Origin of the sequence: Streptomyces tatrensis, from assembly GCF_049310065.1 — a bacterium.
Lineage (GTDB): Bacteria > Actinomycetota > Actinomycetes > Streptomycetales > Streptomycetaceae > Streptomyces.
The window spans coordinates 186,842-202,658 of record NZ_JBMDLB010000007.1; the positions used below are offsets into that span (position 1 = coordinate 186,842).

Genomic DNA, 15,817 nt, shown 5'->3' on the forward strand with positions numbered 1-15,817 from the left:
TTCGGCGTCCAGGGCGCGTCCCGGCCACCGGCTCCCCCTGGAATCCGGCCGCCTGCGCCGGCACTGCCGCCGCGTCGCCTCGCTAGAGCAGCCCCAGCCCCCGATGAGTCCGGTACACCCTCAACTGCGAGACCTCGTAGGACAGCTCCGTGACCCCGGGCTCCGGGGCCGGGTGGTACCTGCCCGCGCAGACCGAGAGGTTGACGATGAGGTACGCGGACCAGCGGCGGCCCACTCCCCTGCCGTCGCTGAAGACCCGGTCGCCGTTGACCCACCAGACGACCGAACCCCTCCCGAACTCGGCCTTCAGGTCGATCCACGCCCCGGGCCGCACCGCCGGGTCACGGTGGTAGCGGTGCGCCTCCCGGACGTGGTTCGACAGTTCGAGGAGGTCCGGGTTGTCGGGGTGGTACTCGAAGACGTCGATCTCCTGACCGCCGTCGCGCCAGGTCCAGATGGCGGGCCAGGCCCCGACCTCCACCGGCAGTTTCACCCGGGCCTCCAGCACGTCTCCGGTGCGCACCTCGAAGCCCTCGTCGCTGCCCTCGGTGGTGAGCAGTCCGCTGTCCCAGTTGCCGTCGGGGCGCGGTGTCGCCCGGAAGACCCCGCCGCGGCTGTAGGCGGGGTCGGCGGTGAGGTGGTCCAGCTTGTTGTCGCCCGGGTTGACCGGGCCGCCGTCGGGATAGGCCCACGAGTGGCCCGCGATCCACTGGGTGGGAGAGGCGAAGTCGGCGGTGAAGACGGGAGTTCGGCGTGGGCGGGGCAGGAGCCGCAGCCGTTCGATCATGTCCGAGAGCATGGAGGTTATCTGCCCGCCGGGACTCCCCGCACACCTGAATCCTCACGCACTGCGAGCAACTGGACACTCTACGTCTCCACGGGTGGGCCGTCCGGTGTCAGGATCCGGGTCCACGCGTGAGCCGACTCCACCAGCGAGTCCCCGGTGCCGTGTTGAGCGGCGAGCACCACGCGGTCCGGGCGGAGCAGCACCGCGCCTCCGCGGAGCCAGGTGCCGAGGGCGCCCGTGGTGTCGATGGCGTACGGGGTGTTCCCGGCGGCTGCGGATTCGACGCCCGGCGGGAGCACGGTGAGGATCCGGGCGGGCAGCGCACGTGCGAGACGGTCCTCGCCGGGGGTGAGGGGGCGACAGGTGAGGAGCGCGAAACCGTCGCCGAGCAGGTCGTCGAGGCGTGCGGGTGCTCCGTCCCGGGTGTGGACGCGGGGTTGGGGGGCGAGTTCGCCCGCGCGCGGGCTCCGTGTGGGGACGGGGGTCCGGCGGGTGAGGGTTCCTCCGTGCAGGGCCGGGCTGAGGGTGGTGAGCGCCGCTCGGGTCGCCAGGCCGGTGTGCCGGCCGATCGCGAGCCCTGCCCGGCGTGCGATCCGGGCGGCGGGGTGCCCGCTGGTCATGGCCCCGCCGACGAGGACCGCGGTACGGACGAGGTGGACGGCGTGCGGACGGCGTTCGCTCTCGTACGTGTCGAGGAGGGCTTCGGAGCTGTGCCCCCGGAGCACTCGCGCGAGTTTCCAGGCCAGGTTGTGGGCATCGCGCAGGCCCGCGCCGAGACCTTGGCCGATGAAGGGCGGGGTGAGGTGGGCGGCGTCGCCGAGGAGGAAGACGCGGTCGTGGCGCCAGCGGTCGGCGACCTGCGCGCGGAAGGTGTAGCGGGCCAGGCGGACCACTTCGAGGTGGCGCTCGGGGATGGACCCCGTCCACGGCGCGAGGAGCCGCAGGGTGTGGGAACGGTCCGCCACGGCCGCTTCGGCCTCCTGGTCGGTGAGGCGGAACTCCCAGCGGTAGCGGTCCTCGCCGATGCGCATGTACGAGGCCGGGCGCTCGGGGTCGCACACCTGGTGCACCCCGTCCCAGGCGGGGAGCGGTACGGGACATCGGACATCGACCACGAACCAGTGCTGAGGCCTGCCGAGGAGCTGCGGGTGGGAGCCGATGGCCTGGCGGGTCAGGGCTGGTGGCGCCGTCGCATCCGAGGACGGAGGCCGCGTGCACGGTGCGTTCGGCGCCGGTGCCGAGCTCTTTGACACGGAGGGATACGGGCCGGCGGGAGCCTGGGGCCGGGAGGGTCAGGCCCAGGACCTCGGTGTTCCCGTGGAGGCGGATCGAGGTCTGCTCGGTGAGCAGGTCGCGCAGGACGCGTTCCAGTTCGGGCTGGTCGAACATGTTGGCCTGGGGGTGGCCGTGGGCTCCCGTAGGGGCGTCGCGCAGGAACCTGGCCAGGACGCGGTGGCGCGCGTCCACGAGCTGCATGCCGAGGGCCGGACGGCTGAGGGCGGCGAAGGCGTCGGCCGCTCCGACGGACTGGAGGATCCGCACGACTTCGTCGTCCATGTGGACGGCGCGGGGCAGGGGGTAGAGGTCCGCGTGCCGCTCGAACACCTCGCAGGGCACGCCGTACCGGGCCAGCAGGAGGGCCGCGAGCAGCCCCACGGGGCCCGCCCCGATGACCGCGACCGGATCCGCCGAAATGTGTCCGCCGGGGAGGGGGGTCATGAGGTCATGGCTTTCATCAGGGCGGTCAGGCGGGCCGCGTCGAGTTCGTTGTCCTGGCGCAGCACGGTGAGCACGGGCCGCAGCATGGCGGGGGAAGGGGTGGCGCCCAGGAAGTCACGGGTGGCGGGCGGTCCCCACTGGACGAGGCCGGAGGCTGACATGGCGGCCCAGCCCGGTTCGAGAGTGTGGTCGAAGAGGTCGCCGTCGGTGAAGTGCTCGACGAGGAGGCGGTCGGGATCGCGCCAGTAGTCGAAGATCTGGCTGCCCTGGATGTGGCGGCCGATGCCCCAGGAGCGGCGGTAGCCGCGCCGGGCGAGGTAGGTGCCGCCGGCGGCGAGGGCGTCCAGGTCCGCGACCTGGTAGGCGGAGTGGACGTAGCCGGTGTCGGGGCCCAGGTGCATGGCGAGGGTGTGGTGGTCCGCCGGCCGGCTGCCGCGGTCGCAGCGGAGGAACGCCATGGTGGGGCCGCGTTCGCGTTGTCCGTCGAGGTAGAGGAAGTCGCTGGCGATGAGGCCGAGGTGGTGCAGGTACCAGTCCAGGGCGCGGCGGAAGACGGGGGTGGAGAGCACGACGTGGCCGAGGCGCTCGACGCGGGCCGGCTCCAGGGGCGGCCGCTGGGTCGCGTTGATCCGTACGCGGCTGCCGCCCGAGTTGAGCGGCAGCAGCTGCTGGACGGGCAGGGCCGGGTGTTCGGTGACGCCGTGGACGACTTGGACGGGTATGCCGGAGGGGTCCAGGAGGTCCACTGCGCGGCCGCCTCCGTACCCGGGCAGCGCGTGGACGCGCCGGCCCCGTGGCCTGGGCGAGGCGGTCGAGGTCGGACCGGTCGGCCGCGAGGAAGGCCGGGCCCAGGAAGCGGGAGGCCGGGCCCTTGCGGATGACGAGGCAGTGCGGTCCCGGCAGGGTGGCGCGCAGGTAGAGGGCCTGGGGTGTCCGGGCGGCGACGGTGAAGCCGAAGTCTAGGGCGAAGGTTTCCGCGCGCTCCAGGTCGGGCTTGACGAACTCCAGCCAGGCGAGGTCGACGGCCTTGATGACGGGCTGCGGGTCCCGTCCGGGGTGTTCGCCCTGGCGGGCGCCGTCCTGGCTGTGCAGCCCCTGGTGAGGGTCCGGCGCGGCGGGGGTGGTGGAGGTCATGGGTGGTCTCCAGACGGGTGGCGCTCAGCGCTCGGTGAAGGTCCAGTCGAAGGTGCACCGGCCGAGGGCCGCGGCGATCCGGTCGGCGTCGGCGGCGACGGCAGGTCGGGGGACGGTGACCGTCAGTCGTGGTCCGTCGAGGAGGCAGCGGACGCTGTCGGGGCCGCAGGGCAGTCCGATGGCGGCGAGTTCGTCGAGGACGGCCTGCCGGAGGGCGCGCATCCGCAGCGGGACTTTGGTGGGCTTGCCCACGGCGGTGACCGGCAGGGCGTCGAGGACGATGACCTCCTTGGGTACGGCTGCCCTCTCGTGGAGGCGGGCCCGGGCGTGCGCGACCAGTGCGTCGGATCCGGTGGCGGCCGCGGGGGCGCCGGGGGTGAGGGTGACGTAGGCGATGGGGACCTCGCCCGCGTGGGGGTCGGGGCGGCCCACCGCGCCGGCGCCGGTGACGTAGGGGTGTTGCAGGAGGGCGTCCTCGATCACGGCGGGGTCGATGTTGTGTCCGCCCCTGATGATCAGGTCCTTGGCGCGGCCGAGGAGGTGGATGAACCCGTCCTTGTCCACGCGGGCGAGGTCGCCGGTGTTCAGCCAGCCGTCGCGTACGCCTCCCAGGCCGTCCAGGCGCGGATGGGTCGGGCCGTGGCCGGTGACGTAGCCGGCGAAGACGGTGGGGCCCTTGACCAGGAGCACGCCCGGCGCTCCGTCGGGCAGGCGCAGCCAGTTCCCCTGGGGGTCGACCAGCACGGTCCGCACCTGTTGGTAGGGCAGGCGTTGTCCGACGGATCCGGGACGGTGGTCGTCGCCGGTGAAGCTGCGGGCGGTGGCGCAGGTCGCCTCGGTCAGCCCGTATCCCTCGCAGAGTTCGATGCCGGTGTGGGACGTGAAGGCCGTGCGGACGGTGTCGGGAAGGGCCGAGGCGCCGACGGCGGCGAATCGCATGGTGCTGATGTCCGCGTCCACCGGGACGTCTCCCAGGACGGAGTAGACCGTGGGGACCGCGGACATCGCGGAGATCCGGTAGCGCTCGACGATCTTCCAGATGTGGCTGTAGAGGGCCGGTTCCCGGTAGCCGAGCGGGCCCGCCCACACCACGTGCTGGCCGCGGAGCATGGGCGCCAGGAGGGTGACGACCATCCAGCTCGAAGCCCTCCTGGACCAGCTCGGGATCGACCGGTTCAGTCTCATCACGCACGACAGGGGCACCCCGGTCGCCGACCATCTCGTGGCCCGAGCGGGAGACCGGGTCGTTCGCTACGGCCGGGGCCAGCAGCACCTCTGGCACCTGAATCCCGATCTCCACCCGCAGCAGGCGATGTTCACCTCGCCCGATGCTCCTTCGATGCTGGCCGACGCCCGCCGGCTCGTGGCCACCGCCTACCTCCTGCTGACCGAGCGCGAAGTGAAGACCTCGGACCTCGCACGCACCGTGCAGGAGTTCGGCTACGACGGAATCAGCACCGCGGTCCCCCGCTACTTCCACTCCTCGTCGTTCCGTCAGGAGTGGATCGAGCGGCGCACCCGGCTCATCCCCCGGTGGAGGTGCCCGGTCCTCCTCCTCCAGGGCGCGGGCGACCCGCTGCAGCCCCGCGAGTTCTACACCGACCCCGACGTCCTCGCGCAACTCCCGGAGGGGAGCGGGGTGCACCTCTTCGACTCGGGCCACTTCTGGCCCTTCGAAGCACCGGAGGAGACGGTCGCCGTACTCCGCGAGTTCCTCGAGTAGCCCGCGGCGGGGCGCGTTCCGGTCCGCCGGCAGGACGGTCTACTCGGCATCGAGCTGGTGGTCGGCCCAGACGTAGGTTTCGGGCAGCAAGTCGGCGATGGGGACCGCTCGGAGGCGGTCGCGTCGTAGGCGCCCTGGGCGGCTGCCGCGCCGATGAGGACCAGCTCGGCGCAGGGGCCTCCGGTGAAGTGGTAGGCGTTGACCGCGGTGATGATCCGGCCGTCCAGCGCACGGGCCGCGGCCGCCATGGTGTGGTTGTCGCCCCGGCAGCGCGTGCGCGCGATGTCGGCCGCGGCCCGGATGAGCTCGTGGTCGACGTGGGGGGTCTGCGCGGTCATCATGTCATCGTCCTTGCCTTCGTACGGTGTCAGGCGAGGCTGACCCACGCGGCGTTGGCGCGCAAACGAATAGCCGCCACGGAGTCACGCTCCGCCCCTGGTCCCGTGGTCCGGTGACCTGCCCCCGTGGTCAAATCCAACTCCCGAAGCGTAAGGTTCCTTTGGAGCTATCGGCCATTACCAGTCAGGGGGCGGGCGGCGATGCCGGACAGCAGGATCAGTGAGCTCGTGCGGATGTGGGTCGACGGCTGGACCGTCTCCCGCGGCAGCTCGGACCCGATCGGCGAGCCGTGGGGGTGGACGATCGACGTAGGGCAGCCCCGGCACGTCGCCCGGCACGTGCTCCCGGAGCCCACCGAGGCCGAGGTGCGCAAGATCGTGGCCTCGACCAGCGCGCCGGGGACCTGGCTGAAGCTGTTCGCCGAGGACGAGGCGGTCCTGCCCTGGGTCGGGCCGGGCTGGCGGCTGGGCGGTCCCGGCTTCCTGATGACCTCCCGCCTCGCACCGGAGTGCCCTGAAGTGCCGGCCGGTTACACGCTGACCTGTTGGACCCGGGGCGGCGTCAGCCGCGTGCTGGTCCGTACCCGCGCCGGTCACTTCGCCGCCCGTGGGCAGATCGCCCATGTCGGCACGCATGTCGGCGCGCATGTCGTGGTGGACCAGGTCGAGACCGCCGCCGAGCACCGGCGCAAGGGGCTCGGCGGGCTGGTGATGCGCAGCCTGGGAAGCACCGCGTACGAGGCCGGCGCAAGGACCGGCCTCCTGGTCGGCACGCCCGAGGGTCAGGCGCTCTACTCCGCGCTCGGCTGGACCACGCGCTCCCCCATGGCCAGCCTCTGGTACGAGCCTTCGGACGCCGCGCCGTGAGCCGAACGGGCGCGGCGGCCCTCAGGTGATGCCGATGGTGTACGCCGCCCGGTAGCCGGATGCGTCCGGTGACGGGGCCAGGGTCATCGCGGCGCCCGAGTCCCGGTAGCGGCCGTCGCGGGTGTTGGGGTGGGCCGGGGCCGGGCGGCGGGCGTAGGGCTGGAGCTGGTACACGCGCACCAGGAGTTCCTCGGGGAAGAAGAGCTGCGAGGTCGTCCCGGTGCGCCGGTCGGGGCGGACCTTGAAGTGGATGTGGGGCGCCAGGTCCCGGTACCAACCCGGCACGATGGTGCGGAAGGTGCAGCGCCCTGCGGCGTCCGTGAGCTGGGTGCCGCGGAAGTAGGTGTCCTTGCCGGTGGAGTAGGTGCCCGAGGGGTCCGCGTGCCAGACGTCGACCGCGGCGCCCGCGACCGGTCGGCAGCCGGCCGGTACCCGGAGCACGGTCAGGTCCAGGCGGAACGGCACGCCGGCCCGGCCTTCCGTGATGTCGGACCGTACCCGGTCCAGGTCGAGGTAGTACGGGCCCTCGCCCGCCTCCGTGGTCAGCACGCACGCCGGGATGGACGATCCCGTCGCGGTCGGGGACGCGGGTGCCTCGGGCCGGCCTGCCGCCCCCCGCGTGGTGGCCGGACCCGAGCAGGCCGCCGCCAGTGCGGCGGCTCCGGCCGATCCGGCGGCCAGCAGGATGGTGCGGCGGCTGGTCCGGGGGTTGCCGTTCTCCGTCATACGCATCCCTTCGCGCGCTTCTGGGACCGTCACGGGCGGACGGCCACCGGCCGCGCCCACCGTGCCGGACGGCAAGGGCCCGGACCAGGACCGACACGCCTCGGGACCCCGCGCTCCACCGCCCGGCCCGCCTCCGGCGCCACGCGGGAGTCGCGTGGTGGCGCCGGGTCACGCGTGCAGGTCGTCCACCAGTTCCGCCAGAGCCGCCGCCAGTGCGCCGAGGCCTGCGCCTGCGGCGCCGCCGGGCTCCGACATGTAGGTGTCCCGGCGGATCTCGACCATCAGCGCGCCGACCCGTTCGTCCTTGCCGTAGTACTCCAGCGGCACGTACGTACCGGCGAAGGGGCTGTCGAGTCCGGTGCCGCCGAAGCCCGCGAACGCCCTCTCGGCGGCGGCCAGCAGGACGGCCGGGGTGTGGAAGGGGTCCGTGCCCAGGCAGATCGGCGGGCGGCTGCCGTCACCGTGCAGTTCGTAGGGGAGGGGCTCCGTCGGGTACGAGTGCACGTCGATGATCACGGCCCGGCCGGTGGCCTCCAGCCGGTCCTCAACGGCCCGCGTCATCGCGTCGGCGTACGGGTGGAAGTAGCGGTCGATCAGCGGCCGGACGTCGAAGCCTTCGGGGCGCAGGCGCTCCCGGTGGGTCGAGTGCGTGTACACCGCCCCCATGCCCACGGCGAGCATCTCCTCGCGCTCGTCGGGGAACCGCTCGGGGTCGATGACCAGCCGGGACAGCCCGTTGACGAACTGCCACGGCGTGAGCGCGGAACCGGCCGCGGCCACCGCGGCGATCTCGGCGGTGTGGGAGTCGGTGATGTGGTCGAGCTCCCGTGCGAGGGCCGGGTCGGACAGGTGGATTCCGCGGCGGACGGACTCCGGTATGACGCGCGAGGAGTGCGGTACGTGCAGGATCACCGGGGACGCGCCGGCGCCGGGGAGGATCTCGAAGGGCAAGGATTCGGGCCGATGGTTCATGTGAACATCCTCCGTTGACGGGGCGGTTGGTCTCTCGGCTGATGATCGCTGGGCTGATTGCTCGGTCGGTTACCAGCCACTCGGGTCCGCCGATCGGAGGACCCGCACGGCGTTTCTCCCCCGGGCGGGGTGGGACACCGGTATCAAGATCCGGTCACTGCTCTTGGATTGGAAACCCCATGCTCTCGAACGTCCTCCGCGTGGCCGCCGGCGCCGCACTCGCCGCCGGGCTGGTCACCGGGCCCACGGGGCCGGCCTCGGCCGCCTCCGCCTGTACGTACACGCCGGACGGCAAGGCCGCCAGGAACGTGGGCACCCCGTCCGGGAACGTCAGCCGTCTCCGGCCGTACACGGCCACGCTCCGCACCAACCACGGCGACGTGGTCTTCGAAGCCGATACGGCGAAGGCGCCGTGCACCACGAACTCCTTCGCCCACCTGGCCGGCCACAAGTACTTCGACGGGACGACGTGCCACCGGCTCACCACCGCGGGCATCTTCGTCCTGCAGTGCGGAGACCCCACCGGTACCGGCTCCGGCGGGCCCGGCTACCGGTTCCGGGACGAGAACCTGAAGGGCGCCGTCTATCCGGCCGGTACGGTCGCCATGGCGAACGCGGGGCCGGGAACCAACGGCAGCCAGTTCTTCCTCGTCTACGAGGACACCCGGCTGCCCCCGGCCTACACCCCGTTCGGCAGGATCACCCGGAACGCGCACGTGCTGGACGGGATCGCGAGGAAGGGAACCAAGGACGGCAGCGGCGACGGAGCGCCCAGGCAGGACGTGATCGTCGACTCCGTGCTGATCGCCGCCCGTTAGACGGCCGGCCGGGGCTCTCAGCCGACCCGGATGCCGATCACGCACGTGTCGTCGTCCGTGTCCGAGCGGCTCTCGGCGAGGAGGCGGTCCAGTTGGCCGTCCAGGTCCCCGGCAGCGTCGGCCGCCACCTGCACCAGGTGGCCGAGCGACTCCTGCACGGAGGAGTCCCGGCGCTCCACCAGCCCGTCCGTGTACATCAGCAGCGTGTCGTCCGGTTCGAGCTGCACTTCCCGCTCCACGTAGGTGACCTCGGGCAGGGCACCGAGGAGCAGCCCCTCGATGAGCGGGAAGGCCTCCGCCTCCCCGCGGCGCACGAGGACGGGGGGCAGGTGGCCGGCGCGGGCCCAGCGCATCACCCTCGTGCTCGGGTCGAAGAGGCCGCAGACTGCGGTGGCCGTCACGTGCTTGGCCAGGTGATGGGTGACCGTGTTGAGCCAGGACAGCAGTTGGGCGGGGCCCGCCCCGGTGACGGCGAGGCCGCGCAGGGCGTTGCGCAGGACGACCATGCCGGTGGCCGCCTCGATGCCGTGCCCGGCGACGTCGCCCACCGACAGCATGATCAGCCCTGAGGGCAGCACCACGGTGTCGTACCAGTCTCCGCCGACGAGCGCCTCGATCTCCGCCGGCCGGTAGCGGACAGCGACCCGCAGGCCCGGGGCCTCGATGGCCGGTGGGGTGGGGGGCATGATGGCGTGCTGGAGCTGGAGGGCCAGCCGGCTGCGCTCGGCGGACTCGGCCTCGGTGTGGGCGAGTTGGTCCCGGGTCGCAGCCAGGGCCACCTCGGTCCAGTGCTGCGCGGAGATGTCCTGGTAGGCGCCGCGCACGGCGTGCAGCCGCTGGTCCGCGTCGAGGACGGGCTCGGCGACGACCCGGATGTGGCGGGTGATTCCGTCGGGTCTGCGCAGGCGCAGGTTGACGGAGGCGGGGCGGCGGTGGCGGAGCACCGCGCGCAGGAAGCGGCCGAGGGCAGCGGAGTCGTCGGGGTGCGCGTAGCCGGGGAGTTCGTGGAGCCGGACCGGTGCCGCGGTGGGCGGGAGCCCGTGGAGGTCGTAGAGCTGTGCGTTCCAGGTGGTCTCGCCGGTGACGAGGTTCTCCTCGAAGCCTCCGATCCGGCCCAGGCGCTGGGCGTGCTGGAGGAGGCCCGCCAGCCGGGCCGTCTCGTCCTGGATCCGCCAGATCAGCAGGACGGCGGAGCCGTGGCGGCTGACGCTGATGTTCGCGACCGAGGTGAGCGGGATCTGGTCGACGAGCGCGGTCAGGCTCATGCGTTCGGCGCGGAAGGGCTCGCCCGTGGCGTGCACGCGCTCGATGATGTCGAACAGCCCGCTCTCGCCGGCTGCCAGCGGGTAGGCCTCCAGCAGCAGGGCGCCGTTGACGTCACCGCGCGGCCGGCCCACCGGGTCGACGAAGCGGCTGCCGGTGTACCGGATCCGGAAGTCGGCGAGCCGGCCCTCGGAGTCGAGGACCGGGGTGAGGACCACGGCCGGGTCCTGGAGTCCCTCGGCGAGGTCGATGAGCTCGGCGACGTCGGGGAGGACCGCGTCGGCCGCCGCGGGGTCGCGCGGGGGCGAGGCGTCCATGGTGCGGGCGCACAGCTCGGCGAGGGCCTCGACCTGCCGCTCGATCCGGCGCTCGAACTGGGGTGCCTGCGGCTCCAGAGGGTGCGGCCAGCAGATCTCCAGGACGCCCTGGATCCGTCCGCCCGTCCCCGTGGGCACCGCCATCCGTCCGCCGCCCGGCCATTCGGCGCGGCCGATGGAGGGCAGCCCTTCCCGGTCGAGGTCGGCGAGGGTGACCAGCCGGCGTTCCCCGAGCGCGAGGCGGGCGACGGTGGAGACGCCCGGGGGCACGTGGCGCCAGCGGGCGGCTTCCCTGGGCGGAAACCCGGCGTGGCCGGCGAGGGCCAGCGAACCGTCGGGCACCGCGGTCCACACGGCCACCGCGACCGCGCCCAGGGGGCCCAGGGCGTTCGCCAGGAGGGACTCGGCGACCGCCTGGGTGTCGGCGGTGACGGCGAGCACCCCGCTCTCGGCGGTGCGCAGCCGCACCGCCACCGTGGAGGACGCCCCGGCCGGGTCGGCGCCGCCGTCGCCGGCCCCCGTATCCGCGCCCGTACCCGCGCCCGTGCGTTCGACGAACTCGGCGGCGATCTCGCTGACGTGGTCGCGGGAGGCCTGGTTGACGATGTCGGCGGCGAGTTCGAGGGGGGACATCCCGCTCTCGCGGCACAGCACGTCGAGCTGGCGGGCCGCCGCGGCCGGGGTGCAGTTCAGCTGCCCGATCAGGATGCCCTTGGCCAGCTCGACCAGGGCCCGCCCGTCGGCGGCCGCCTGTGCCTCCAGCACCTCGCGGCGCAGCCGTTCCACGGTGGCGACGAGGCGCCCCAGGGGCGTCGGGGCCTGCTGGGGCACGACGCCGGTGGGCCGGTCGCCGTCCGGTGCTTCCGGTGTCTGCGTCGCTTCCGGTGTGCGCGGCGCCTCCGGTATCTGCGGCGCTCCCGGTGTGTGCGGCCGGCGGGCTTCGTCGTGCCGGTGCGTGTCCGCGGTCACCGGGTGAGCCTGCGCCGGATGCGGGCGATGAGGTCGTCGGCGTCCACCGGCTTGGTGACGTAGTCGCTGGCGCCCGCGGCGAGGCTCTTCTCCCGGTCCCCGGGCATCGCCTTGGCCGTGACCGCGATGATGGGCAGGCCCACGTACTGCGGCATGCGCCGGATCTCGGCGGTGGCCGCGTAGCCGTCCAGTTCGGGCATCATCACGTCCATCAGGACGATGTCGACGCCCGGGTTGCGGACGAGGGTGTCGATGCCCTTGCGGCCGTCCTCGGCGTGCAGGACCCGCATGCCGTGCAGTTCCAGGACGCCGCTGAGGGCGAAGAGGTTGCGGGCGTCGTCGTCGACGACGAGGACGGTGCGGCCGGACAGGTCGCCTTCGAGCACGTGCTCGGCGGGTCGGCGCCGCGCATCGCCTTGTACCAGGGGCAGGACGTCCCCCGGCTGTTCGGCGGACAGGTGGAGCGCGATGCGTTCGCGCAGTTCGTCCAGGCTGGAGAGCAGTTCCACGCGGCGTGACGCGGATCGCCGGCGCAGGGCTTCCTCCTGGCCGGTCCGCACCCGCGGGTTGTTGTGGGCGAGTACGGGGAGCGAGGCGAGGGCCGGGTCTCCGTCGAGGGCGTCGAGGAAGCGGAGGGCTTCGCCGTCGGGCAGGTCCAGTTCCAGCACCACGCAGTGGAAGGAGTGCGCCGCCAGGGCGGCGGCGGCCTCGCGGGAGCTCGTGGCGTGGACCACGTGGATGCCGTCCCGCTCCCCCGGCGTCCGGTGGCCGGGGGCGAAGTCGCGGTCGGCGCTCTCGGCGACGAGGGAGAGCAGCCCGTTGGTCCGCTCCTCGATCACCAGGAGCCGGCGGGGCCGCCGCTGCTCCGGGAGTACGGCCTTGCCCCGACGGCCGCCCTGCCCCGCCGCCGCTCGGTACGAGGAGCCGGGCGCGAGCGCCAGGGGGGCGTCGGTGTAGGAGGGGTCCTCGTAGTCCGCGCGGCTGACCGGCAGGTAGAGGGTGAAGGTGCTGCCCTGGCCGGGGGTGCTTTCCGCGGTGACGGCCCCGCCGAGGAGCTGGGCGATCTCGCGGCTGATGGAGAGCCCGAGGCCGGTGCCGCCGTACTTGCGGCTGGTGGTGCCGTCTGCCTGCTGGAACGCCCCGAAGACCGACTCCAGCTGCTGCTCGGGGATGCCGATGCCGGTGTCGCGCACCCGGAAGGCCAGCATCGGGCCGCGCCGGGAGAGTCCGGAGGGGACCTCTGGGGCCGCGGCCGGTTCGATGCGGAGCTCGACGCCTCCGCGTTCGGTGAACTTCACGGCGTTCGAGAGGAGGTTGCGCAGGATCTGGCGCAGCCGTGAGTCGTCGGTGAGCAGGTCGTCGGGGGCGCCGGGGGCCGTGGTGACGGTGAAGTCGAGGCTCTTCTGCGTGGTCATCGGCCGGAAGGTGGCGTCGACGTACTCCAGGAGCTGGGGCAGGTGCACCCGCTCGGGGTTGATGTCCATCTTCCCGGCCTCGACCTTCGACAGGTCGAGGATGTCGTTGATCAGCTGGAGGAGGTCCGAGCCGGCCGAGTGGATGATGCCGGCGTACTCGACCTGCTTGGGGGTGAGGTTGCGCGCGGGGTTCTGGGCGAGCAGCTGGGCCAGGATCAGGAGGCTGTTGAGCGGGGTGCGCAGTTCGTGGCTCATGTTGGCCAGGAACTCGGACTTGTAGGTGGAGGCCAGCGACAGCTGTTGGGCGCGGGTCTCGAGCTCTTGGCGGGCCTGCTCGATCTCCAGGTTCTTGGCCTCGATGTCACTGTTCTGGCTGGCGAGGAGGGCGGCCTTCTCCTCCAGCTCCGCGTTGGAGCGCTGGAGTTCCTCCTGCTGGACCTGGAGTTCCTCCGAGCGGGCCTGGAGCTCGCCGGTCAGCCGCTGGGACTCGCCGAGGAGTTCGTCGGTGCGGGCGTTGGCGACGATCGTGTTGACGTTGGCGCCGATCGCCTCCATCAGCTGGGCCAGGAAGTCGCGGTGGACGGGGTTGAAGGCGGTGAAGGAGGCGAGCTCGATCACGCCGAGGATCTGGTCGTCCACCACGATCGGCAGGATGATCAGGCTGCCCGGGGTGGTGTGACCCAGCCCGGAGGAGATCACGTAGCCGCCGGGGACCTGGTCGGTGGCGATGATCCGGCGGCTCCGGGCCGCCTGTCCGACCAGGGACTCTCCGAGGGCGAAGGCGACGCCCTCCTCCGCGGCGGCGGACCGCCCGTAGGAGCCGACGAGGGTGAGGACGGTGCCGCCGGGGCGGTCCTCGGCGAGGTAGAAGGCTCCGTACTGGGCGGCGACCAGCGGCGTCAGTTCGTCCATGACGAGTTCCGCTACGGCGGCCAGGTCCCGGTGGCCCTGCATCAGGCCGGAGATGCGGGCCAGGTTCGACTTGAGCCAGTCCTGCTCCTGGTTGGCCCGGGTGCTCTCGCGGAGCGAGCCGACCATGGAGTTGATGTTGTCCTTGAGTTCGGCGACCTCGCCCGAGGCGTCGACGGTGATGGAGCGGGTCAGGTCGCCCTCGGCGACCGCGCTGGCGACCTCGGCGATGGCCCGGACCTGGCGGGTCAGGTTGCCGGCCAGCTCGTTGACGTTCTCCGTCAGGCGCTTCCAGGTGCCGGAGACGCCCTCGACCTCGGCCTGGCCGCCGAGGCGGCCCTCGCTGCCGACTTCGCGTGCCACGCGGGTGACCTCGGCGGCGAACGCGGACAGCTGGTCGACCATCGTGTTGATGGTGGTCTTCAGCTCCAGGATCTCTCCGCGGGCGTCCACGTCGATCTTCTTGGACAGGTCGCCGTTGGCGACGGCCGTCGTGACGAGGGCGATGTTGCGGACCTGGCCGGTGAGGTTGTTGGCCATGGAGTTGACGTTGTCGGTGAGGTCCTTCCAGGTGCCCGCAACATTGGGCACCTGTGCCTGGCCGCCGAGCCGGCCCTCCGTGCCCACCTCGCGGGCCACCCGGGTGACCTCGTCGGCGAAGGCGGACAGCGTGTCGACCATGGTGTTGATGACCCCGGCGAGCGCGGCGACCTCGCCCTTCGCCTCCACCATGATCTTCTGCGAGAGGTCGCCCTTGGCCACCGCGGTGGCGACCTGGGCGATGGAGCGCACCTGGCCGGTCAGGTTGTAGGCCATGACGTTGACGTTGTCGGTGAGGTCCTTCCAGGTGCCGGAGACGCCCCGGACCGTGGCCTGGCCGCCCAGGTTTCCCTCGGTGCCGACCTCCCGGGCCACGCGGGTGACCTCGTCGGCGAACGCGGAGAGCTGGTCGACCATCGTGTTGATGGTCTCCTTCAGCTCCAGGATCTCCCCCCGCGCGTCCACCCGGATCTTCTGCGTCAGATCGCCCTGGGCCACGGCGGTGGTGACCTCGGCGATGGAGCGCACCTGGGCGGTCAGGTTGTCGGCCATGACGTTGACCGACTCCGTCAGGTCCTTCCACGTACCGGAGACGCCCTGGACGTCCGCCTGGCCGCCGAGCCGCCCCTCGGTGCCGACCTCGCGGGCCACCCGGGTGACCTCGCCGGCGAACCCGGAGAGCTGGTCGACCATTGTGTTGATGGTCTCCTTCAGCTCCAGGATCTCCCCCCGCGCGGTGACGGTGATCTTCTGCGAGAGGTCGCCCTTGGCCACGGCGGTCGCGACCTGGGCGATGGAGCGCACCTGGGCCGTCAGGTTCCCGGCCATGAAGTTGACCGAATCCGTGAGGTCCAGCCAGGCCCCGCCGACCCCTGGCACGTCCGCCTGGCCGCCGAGCGTCCCCTCGGTGCCCACCTCGCGGGCCACCCTCGTCACCTCGGAGGTGAACAGGGACAGCTGGTTGACCATCCCGTTGAAGACGGTGGCGATCTCCCCGAGCAGCCCGTCCGCCGCATCGGGCAGCCTGGTACGGAAATCCCCGTCGCGTACGGCGGTCAGCCCGGCCAGCAGCCTGCGCAGCTCCGCCTCGCCGATCCCGCCCTCACCGGGGAGCGGGGGCACCCCGCCCGCCGAACCCGTCGCCGCCCGCTCGGACATCCGCCCCAACCTCACACTCGAAACCGACACTCCGACGAACGGGACAAGAAGGACCCCGGTTTCGGGGCGCACGGATGCGCCCGGCTCCGCGGGGATCCGTCTTCGCCGCACCACCGCTCGGGTGAAGGCTAGCGCCGCCGAAGGGACCATAAGGCACGGTCG

General features: G+C 72.5%; 10 protein-coding genes and 3 pseudogenes. 3 read left to right on the top strand and 10 right to left on the bottom strand.

Features of this window, described 5'->3' with window-relative positions; genetic code table 11:
* Positions 1–82: 82 nt before the first annotated feature.
* The 5 genes and pseudogenes from ACODT5_RS04595 to ACODT5_RS04615 form a co-directional block, all read right to left on the bottom strand.
* On the bottom strand, positions 83–787 hold the full coding sequence (locus ACODT5_RS04595) for a LamG domain-containing protein (RefSeq protein WP_422517897.1): 705 nt from the start codon (positions 785–787) through the stop codon (positions 83–85).
* A gap of 80 nt (positions 788–867) precedes the next feature.
* Positions 868–1,818 (bottom strand): FAD-dependent monooxygenase, encoded by a 951-nt coding sequence (locus tag ACODT5_RS04600; RefSeq protein WP_422519553.1) that lies wholly within the window; start codon positions 1,816–1,818, stop codon positions 868–870.
* Between the two features lie 202 nt (positions 1,819–2,020).
* Positions 2,021–2,506: pseudogene (locus tag ACODT5_RS04605) on the bottom strand (FAD-dependent monooxygenase); the annotation flags it as partial.
* Positions 2,503–3,640: pseudogene (locus tag ACODT5_RS04610) on the bottom strand (VOC family protein). The pseudogenes ACODT5_RS04605 and ACODT5_RS04610, both read right to left, overlap by 4 nt.
* Positions 3,641–3,664: 24 nt before the next feature.
* Complete coding sequence (locus tag ACODT5_RS04615; RefSeq protein ID WP_422517898.1) at positions 3,665–4,774, bottom strand: AMP-binding protein; 1,110 nt, start codon at positions 4,772–4,774, stop codon at positions 3,665–3,667.
* Between ACODT5_RS04615 and ACODT5_RS04620 the strand changes: the two genes are divergently transcribed.
* Positions 4,764–5,363, top strand: coding sequence for an alpha/beta fold hydrolase (locus tag ACODT5_RS04620; RefSeq protein ID WP_422517899.1), 600 nt, complete (start codon positions 4,764–4,766; stop codon positions 5,361–5,363). The two genes, ACODT5_RS04615 and ACODT5_RS04620, sit on opposite strands and share 11 nt — an antisense overlap.
* A 39-nt stretch (positions 5,364–5,402) precedes the next feature.
* Here the strand turns inward: ACODT5_RS04620 and ACODT5_RS04625 are convergent.
* A pseudogene (locus ACODT5_RS04625) lies at positions 5,403–5,701 on the bottom strand (cytidine/deoxycytidylate deaminase family protein).
* Positions 5,702–5,902: 201 nt separating this feature from the next.
* On the opposite strand from ACODT5_RS04625, the gene ACODT5_RS04630 reads away from it, so the two are divergent.
* Positions 5,903–6,568: a GNAT family N-acetyltransferase gene (locus ACODT5_RS04630; RefSeq protein WP_422517900.1), complete on the top strand. Its 666-nt coding sequence runs from the start codon at positions 5,903–5,905 to the stop codon at positions 6,566–6,568.
* 21 nt (positions 6,569–6,589) lie between these two features.
* Here the strand turns inward: ACODT5_RS04630 and ACODT5_RS04635 are convergent, their stop codons facing one another.
* Both ACODT5_RS04635 and ACODT5_RS04640 read right to left on the bottom strand, forming a co-directional pair.
* Entirely contained in the window at positions 6,590–7,294 is a 705-nt protein-coding gene (locus ACODT5_RS04635; RefSeq protein WP_422517901.1) for a dioxygenase family protein, read from the bottom strand.
* Positions 7,295–7,462: 168 nt separating this feature from the next.
* Complete coding sequence (locus tag ACODT5_RS04640; RefSeq protein WP_422517902.1) at positions 7,463–8,266, bottom strand: N-formylglutamate amidohydrolase; 804 nt, start codon at positions 8,264–8,266, stop codon at positions 7,463–7,465.
* A 179-nt stretch (positions 8,267–8,445) separates the two neighbouring features.
* Here ACODT5_RS04640 and ACODT5_RS04645 point away from each other — a divergent pair, with 179 nt between their 5' ends.
* Positions 8,446–9,084, top strand: coding sequence for a peptidylprolyl isomerase (locus ACODT5_RS04645; protein ID WP_422517903.1), 639 nt, complete (start codon positions 8,446–8,448; stop codon positions 9,082–9,084).
* 17 nt (positions 9,085–9,101) lie between these two features.
* Here the strand turns inward: ACODT5_RS04645 and ACODT5_RS04650 are convergent, their stop codons facing one another.
* Together ACODT5_RS04650 and ACODT5_RS04655 are read right to left on the bottom strand one after the other, a co-directional pair.
* Positions 9,102–11,633 carry a SpoIIE family protein phosphatase gene (locus ACODT5_RS04650; protein ID WP_422517904.1) on the bottom strand — a complete coding sequence of 844 codons (2,532 nt, stop codon included), beginning with the start codon at positions 11,631–11,633 and terminating at the stop codon, positions 9,102–9,104.
* Entirely contained in the window at positions 11,630–15,655 is a 4,026-nt protein-coding gene (locus ACODT5_RS04655) for a HAMP domain-containing protein (RefSeq protein WP_422517905.1), read from the bottom strand. The genes ACODT5_RS04650 and ACODT5_RS04655 overlap by 4 nt, the downstream gene beginning before the upstream one ends.
* Positions 15,656–15,817: the final 162 nt, after the last annotated feature.

What these genes read in the sequence shown, in the direction of transcription:
- ACODT5_RS04630 (WP_422517900.1), top strand. Translation starts at nt 5,903, where the DNA reads ATGCCGGACAGCAGGATCAGTGAGCTCGTGCGGATGTGGGTCGACGGC.
- ACODT5_RS04635 (WP_422517901.1), bottom strand. Translation starts at nt 7,294, where the DNA reads ATGACGGAGAACGGCAACCCCCGGACCAGCCGCCGCACCATCCTGCTG.
- ACODT5_RS04615 (WP_422517898.1), bottom strand. Translation starts at nt 4,774, where the DNA reads ATGGTCGTCACCCTCCTGGCGCCCATGCTCCGCGGCCAGCACGTGGTG.
- ACODT5_RS04655 (WP_422517905.1), bottom strand. Translation starts at nt 15,655, where the DNA reads ATGTCCGAGCGGGCGGCGACGGGTTCGGCGGGCGGGGTGCCCCCGCTC.
- ACODT5_RS04645 (WP_422517903.1), top strand. Translation starts at nt 8,446, where the DNA reads ATGCTCTCGAACGTCCTCCGCGTGGCCGCCGGCGCCGCACTCGCCGCC.
- ACODT5_RS04600 (WP_422519553.1), bottom strand. Translation starts at nt 1,818, where the DNA reads ATGCGCATCGGCGAGGACCGCTACCGCTGGGAGTTCCGCCTCACCGAC.
- ACODT5_RS04640 (WP_422517902.1), bottom strand. Translation starts at nt 8,266, where the DNA reads ATGAACCATCGGCCCGAATCCTTGCCCTTCGAGATCCTCCCCGGCGCC.
- ACODT5_RS04595 (WP_422517897.1), bottom strand. Translation starts at nt 787, where the DNA reads ATGATCGAACGGCTGCGGCTCCTGCCCCGCCCACGCCGAACTCCCGTC.